At 72.1% G+C, this 5,645-nt stretch carries 6 protein-coding genes; all 6 read left to right on the top strand.

Annotated elements, in window-relative coordinates:
• The coding region (locus FFK22_RS40725) for a carbohydrate ABC transporter permease (RefSeq protein ID WP_143956954.1) at nucleotides 1-829 on the top strand (829 nt) is incomplete at its 5' end.
• Between the two features lie 68 nt (nucleotides 830-897).
• Nucleotides 898-1,662 carry a carbohydrate ABC transporter permease gene (locus FFK22_RS40720; protein ID WP_306770256.1) on the top strand — a complete coding sequence of 255 codons (765 nt, stop codon included), beginning with the start codon at nucleotides 898-900 and terminating at the stop codon, nucleotides 1,660-1,662.
• Nucleotides 1,663-1,681: 19 nt separating this feature from the next.
• Nucleotides 1,682-2,935, top strand: coding sequence for an ABC transporter substrate-binding protein (locus FFK22_RS40715; RefSeq protein ID WP_138889795.1), 1,254 nt, complete (start codon nucleotides 1,682-1,684; stop codon nucleotides 2,933-2,935).
• A gap of 35 nt (nucleotides 2,936-2,970) precedes the next feature.
• On the top strand, nucleotides 2,971-3,813 hold the full coding sequence (locus FFK22_RS40710; protein ID WP_138889794.1) for a phosphodiesterase: 843 nt from the start codon (nucleotides 2,971-2,973) through the stop codon (nucleotides 3,811-3,813).
• Nucleotides 3,810-4,571, top strand: coding sequence for an HAD family phosphatase (locus FFK22_RS40705; protein ID WP_138889793.1), 762 nt, complete (start codon nucleotides 3,810-3,812; stop codon nucleotides 4,569-4,571). Before FFK22_RS40710 ends, FFK22_RS40705 begins: the two co-directional genes overlap by 4 nt.
• On the top strand, nucleotides 4,571-5,645 hold a 1,075-nt coding region (locus FFK22_RS40700), incomplete at its 3' end, for a C45 family peptidase (protein WP_143956953.1). The genes FFK22_RS40705 and FFK22_RS40700, both read left to right, overlap by 1 nt.

Raw genomic sequence — 5,645 nt, 5'->3', positions numbered from 1 at the left:
CGCGCTGCTGCTGCTGGTGCTGGTGATCCTGCCGTCGGCGCTCGTGATCCTCTTCTCGATCACCGATTACGGCTTCGGCGCCGCGTCCTGGCGCTTCATCGCCTTCGACAATTACGCCGAGCTCTTCGCCGATCCCGGCGTCATCCGCGCGCTCGGCAACACCGCGATCTACATCGCCGTCGTCGTTCCCGGATCGGTCGCGGTCGGGCTCGGCGCCGCCCTCCTGATCGAAGGACGGCTGGTGCTCCGCGGCTTCTATCGGGTCGCCTACTTCCTCCCGGTGACGGCGACGCTGGTCGCGCTCGCGACCGCCTGGGAGGTCCTGCTCCACCCCGGCTTCGGCCTGGCCAACCTCCTCCTCTCCGCCCTCGGCCAGCCAAAGCTGCGCTTCCTCGCCGATCCGGACATCGCGATGTTCACCCTCGCCGGGATCGGCATCTGGCAGCTCGCCGGCTTCAACATGGTGCTGTTCCTCTCAGGCCTCGCCTCGATCCCGCGCGAGCTCTACGACGCCGCGGCGGTCGAGGGCGCCGCCCGGGGCTTCGACCGGTTCCGCCTCGTCACCTGGCCGATGCTGGGTCCGACCACGATGTTCGTCGTCGTCGTCACGGCGATCCGCGGCCTGCAGGTCTTCGACACCGTCGCCGTCCTCACCCGCGGCGGCCCGGCCAAGGCGACCGAGGTGCTGCTCTACGCGATCTATGTCGAGGGCTTCCGCTACTTCCGGATCGGCTACGCCTCGGCGCTGACCGTCATCTTCCTGGCGCTCGCCACCGCGCTGACGCTCGCCCAGGCCCGCCTCATGGACAGAAAGGTGCACTACCAATGACCCGGCGCCTGCTCCCCTCCCTCGGAGGGCTCTGCGCGCACGCCGTGCTCCTCACCGGCGCGCTCGTCATGCTCGCGCCCTTCCTCTGGATGGCGCTGACCTCCTTCAAGCCCCCCGCCGAGATCTTCACGGGCGAGCTCCAGCTCCTGCCGTCCCGCTTCACGCTTCAGAACTATGTCGAGGCCCTCTCGGCCTCGCCGCTGCTGCGCTTCCTTCTGAACGGCGTGCTGGTCTGCGGCGGCATCCTCCTGCTCCAGCTCGCGATCGCCATTCCCTGCGGCTACGCGCTTGCCAAGCTCGACTTCCGGGGACGCGAGGCGCTCTTCGGGCTCGTCCTCCTCGGCCTCCTGATCCCGGTGCAGGTCCCGGCGCTCCCGCTCTATCTCGGTCTCGCCCGGCTGGGGCTCCTCGACAGCTATCCGGCGCTGATCCTGCCCTGGGCAGTCTCGGCCTTCGCCATCTTCCTCTTCCGCCAGGTGTTCCGGCGCTTCCCCGACGAGATCGTCGATGCGGCCCGGATCGACGGCTTCGGCGAGATCGCGATCGCCTTCCGCATCGCCCTTCCCTCGGCCTGGCCGGCCGTCGCCGCCTTCTCGATCTTCTCCGTCGTGGCGCATTGGAACGACCTCTACTGGCCGATGGTCGTCGTCACCTCGACCGAGCTCATGACCCCGCCGCTCGGCATCGCCTATTTCCGCGAGGGCGGCGGAGTCGACGGCAATGTCGGCGCGCTGATGGCGGGCGGCGTGATCATCACCGCCCCCTTGGTCGTCGCCTTCCTCTTCGCCCAGCGCCGCTTCGTCCAGGGGCTGGCCTTCACCGGCATCCGGTAATTCCCTCGGGAGACATTCGATGAACAGGTTCCTGACCGTGTCCGCGGTCCTGGCGGCGCTCGCCTCGACCCCGGCCGCCGCCGCCCCCGTCGAGCTCACCGTCTTCTACGCCTGGCCCTCGCATCAGCGCTTCCACGAGCCGATCGCCGCCGCCTTCATGGAACGCCATCCGGAGATCCGGATCCGCTTCCAGGCGCCGGCCTCGAGCTACGACGAGGCCTTCCAGAGCCTGCTCCGGCAGGGCATGACCGGCTCGCTGCCGGACGTCACCTTCGCCGGCTACCAGATGCTGCGCGCCTTGTCCGACCGCGGCCTCGCCCAGGATCTCGGCCCCCTGATCGCGGCGACGCCGGACTGGGCCGGTCGGGGCTTCACGGACCCGGTGCTCGCCCTCGGCCAAGTCGCCGGACGGCAGGTGGCGCTCCCCTTCGTGATGTCGACGCCGATCGTCTACGTCAACGCCGAGCTCGCCGCCCGGGCCGGTGGGGCCGACGCGCCGTTCCCGGCCGACTGGGACGGTCTCATCGGCCTGGCGCACCGGATCGACGGCCTCGGTCCCGACATCGACGGCATGTACTACGGCCTCGGGGTCGACGACTGGACCACCCAGGCGTTGATCCTGAACCAGGGCGGCGCCCTTCTCACCCCCGATGAGACGGATATCGCCTTCGACGGTCCCGAGGGGCTCGCCGCACTTCGCCTGTTCCGCCGGTTCCGCGAGGAAGGGGGGCAGCCCGCGATCGGCGACGAGTCTGCCCGGCAGCAATTCGTCGCCGGCAAGCTCGGCATCCTCGTCGCCTCGACCTCCGGCGTCCGCGGCCTGGAGACCGACATCGGCGGCCGCTTCCCCCTGAAGACGGCGCGGCTGCCCCTCGCCGATCCCGAGCGCGGCCGGCTGCCGACCGGCGGCATGGCGGGCGTGATCCTGGCGGACGATCCCGAGAAGCGGGCAGCGGCCTGGGCCTATCTCCAGTTCGCGAGCGGGCCCGAAGCGCAGACGCTGATGGTCCAGAAATCCGGCTACACGCCGGTCACCAGCCTCGCCCTCGGGCCCGCCTATCTCGGCGATTTCTATCGCGAGCGCCCGAACTGGTCGACGAGCGTCGAGCAGATCCCGGTGTCGCGCCCCTGGACCGCCTGGCCGGGTTCGAACGGCGTCGAGATCGCCCAGGCGTTGCTCGACGCGATGTCGGCCCTCGCCCAGGACCGGCTGACGCCGGAGGAAGCGCTGGCCGAGATGGCCGCGTCCGCCCGCCGCCTCATGCGCCGCTGACCGACGCCAGCACCTCGAAGACCCCCGGCCCCATCATGAAGATCATCCAGATCACCGATCCGCACCTGGTCGCCCCCGGCGGGAGGCTCTACGACCTCGACCCGGCGGCGCGTCTCGCCCGCTGCGTCGAGAGCATCGCGGCCGAGCATAGCGACGCCGAGCTCTGCGTCGTCACCGGCGACCTCGCCGACCGCGGCGCGCCCGAGGCCTATGCGCTCCTGCGCGAGATCCTGCGGCCGCTGCCGATGCCGGTCCGGCTGCTCCTCGGCAACCACGACGACCGGACCGCCTTCCGCGCGGCCTTCCCCGAGGCGCCGGTCGATCCGGCCGGCTTCGTCCAGTCGGTCGTCGACCTCCCGGCGGGACGCCTCCTCTTCCTCGACACGCTCGAGCGCGGCACCCGTGGGGCCGGCGTGCTCTGCACCCGACGCCTCGACTGGATCGCAGCGCGCCTTCGCGAGTCGCCGGACCGGCCGGTCCATCTCTTCATGCACCACCCGCCGCGATCGGTCGGGGTCCGGCATTTCGCGGCGATGCTGCTCGCCTGCCCGGACGCCTTCCTCGACCTCCTCCGGCAGCATGGCGATGTGCGCCACATCTTCTTCGGCCATGTCCATCTGCCGGTCTGGGGCCGCTGGGGCGCTCTCTCCTTCTCCGCCATCCGCGGCACCTGCCAGCACATCGACCTCGAGCTCGACGACCCCGACGTCGCCTTCGCCGAGGGGCCGCCCGCCTACGGCGTCATCCTGCTCGAAGGCGAAGACGTGATCGTGCACCAGCGCGACTTCCTGGCGCCGGCGCCACGATTCGACGCCATGACCGGCCGGCGCCTGACCGCGCCCGCCGCCCCCGACCTTGCGAGAGCGATCCTGCCATGACCCGACCGACACCGGAGCACCGCTCCCCCTGGCCCCGCCTCGTCGTCTTCGACTGCGACGGCGTCCTCGTCGACAGCGAGCCCCTGATCGCCTCGGCCGAGGCCGAGGCGCTCGCCGCCGCCGGCTTCGAGGCCAGCCCCCGCGGTCTTCTCGACCGCTTCACCGGCATCCCCGCCGCCGACATGTTCGGGACCATCGCCGCCGAGCAGGGCCGCGCCTTGCCGGCGGGCTTCGGCGCCGCGGTCGACCGCCGGATCGCAGACGCCTATCGCCGCCGGCTCGAGCCCATCCCGGACGCGGAGGAGACGCTCCGCCGGCTCGCCGTGCCCTGCTGCGTCGCCTCCTCGAGCGCGCTCGACCGGCTCCGGCTCGCGCTTCTCGTGACCGGCCTCGACTGGCTCCTGATGGGGCGCATCTTCAGTGCGGAGATGGTGGCGCGCGGCAAGCCGGCGCCCGACCTCTTCCTCCATGCCGCCGACCGGATGGGGGCCGCTCCCGCCGACTGCCTCGTCGTCGAGGACAGCGTCGCCGGCGTGACCGCGGCCCGCGCCGCCGGCATGACCGCCTTCGGCTTCACCGGCGCCAGCCACGGCGCGCCCGATCTCGGCGAGCGCCTGCTCCAAGCCGGCGCCGATCTCGTCTTCAGCCGCATGGCCGCCCTGCCGCAGCTCATCCATGGCGCAGAGCTCCATCGCGACCCGTCATCCGCCGGGGCGCCGGGCCGGCGGACCACGGCTCCGGCCGGAGGACGGGCGTGATGCCGGTCGAGGCCTTTCCGCTGATCGAGCTGTCCGGATCGCCCGACGCCCGCGGCCGCCGCTACGGCGCCGAGGCCGCGGAGCGCATCCGCCTCGGCCTTCGCCATTACCAGGAGCAGCTCGACCGCCTCGGGCTCGACGCCGGCGCCGTCCGGCAGGCGGCCCGCCGCCAGCTCCGGGCGATCGCCGGCTTCGACGACGCCCATGCCGCCGAGATCCGCGCGATCGCCGAGGCCGCCTCGGTGGAGACCGAGGACATCGTCCTCCTCAACGCCCGGACCGAGATCCTGCGCCAGGCGCGCCGCGGCCCGGAGGAGGCGCCGGACGGCTGCACCGGCGCCGCCCTCCTGCCCACCGTCACGTGCGACGGCCGGCTCCTGCACGGCCAGAACTGGGACTGGAAGGTCGAATGCGCCGAGACCGCCGTCGTGCTCCGGGTCCGGCAGGAGCACGGGCCCGATTACCTGACCTTCACCGAGGCCGGCGGCCTGGCGCGCTCCGGGCTCAACGCCGCCGGCCTCGGCCTCACGGCCAACAACCTCGAATGCGAGCGGGATGGGCTGGCAGAGGGCGTGCCCCTCCCCCTGATCCGGCGCCGGGTGCTCGAAAGCGCCGACCTGGCGGTCGCCCTCCACGCCGTCCGCACCACGCCGAAATCCGCGTCCAACACCATGATGCTGAGCCATGCGGGCGGCTTCGCGGCGAGCCTCGAATGCGCCCCCGACGAGAGCTTCGCGCTTCTGCCCGAGGACGGCGTCCTCGTCCACGCCAATCATTGGCTCTCGCCCGCAGCGCTCGCCCGGCTCCGCGACACCGGCCTCGACGCGACGCCGGACAGCCTCTACCGCCAGGAGCGCGTCCGCTCGCATCTCGCAGCCTCCAAGCCGCTCGGCCTCGCCGAGCTGCGCGACGCCTTCCTTGACGACTTCGGCAGCCCGTGGTCGGTCTGCCGCCCGCCGCGGCGCGGCCTCTCCGGCAACCTGACCGCCACCGTGGCGATGATCCTCCTCGATCCCGGCCAAGGCGAGATGTGGGCCGCGCCGCTCCCCGCCATCAACCGCCGCTTCACCCGCT

Source organism: Mycobacterium sp. KBS0706, from assembly GCF_005938675.2.
Taxonomy (GTDB): domain Bacteria; phylum Pseudomonadota; class Alphaproteobacteria; order DSM-16000; family Inquilinaceae; genus Inquilinus.
The sequence above is the reverse complement of the archived record's forward strand: the minus strand, read 5'-3'. Positions and strand labels throughout refer to the sequence as shown.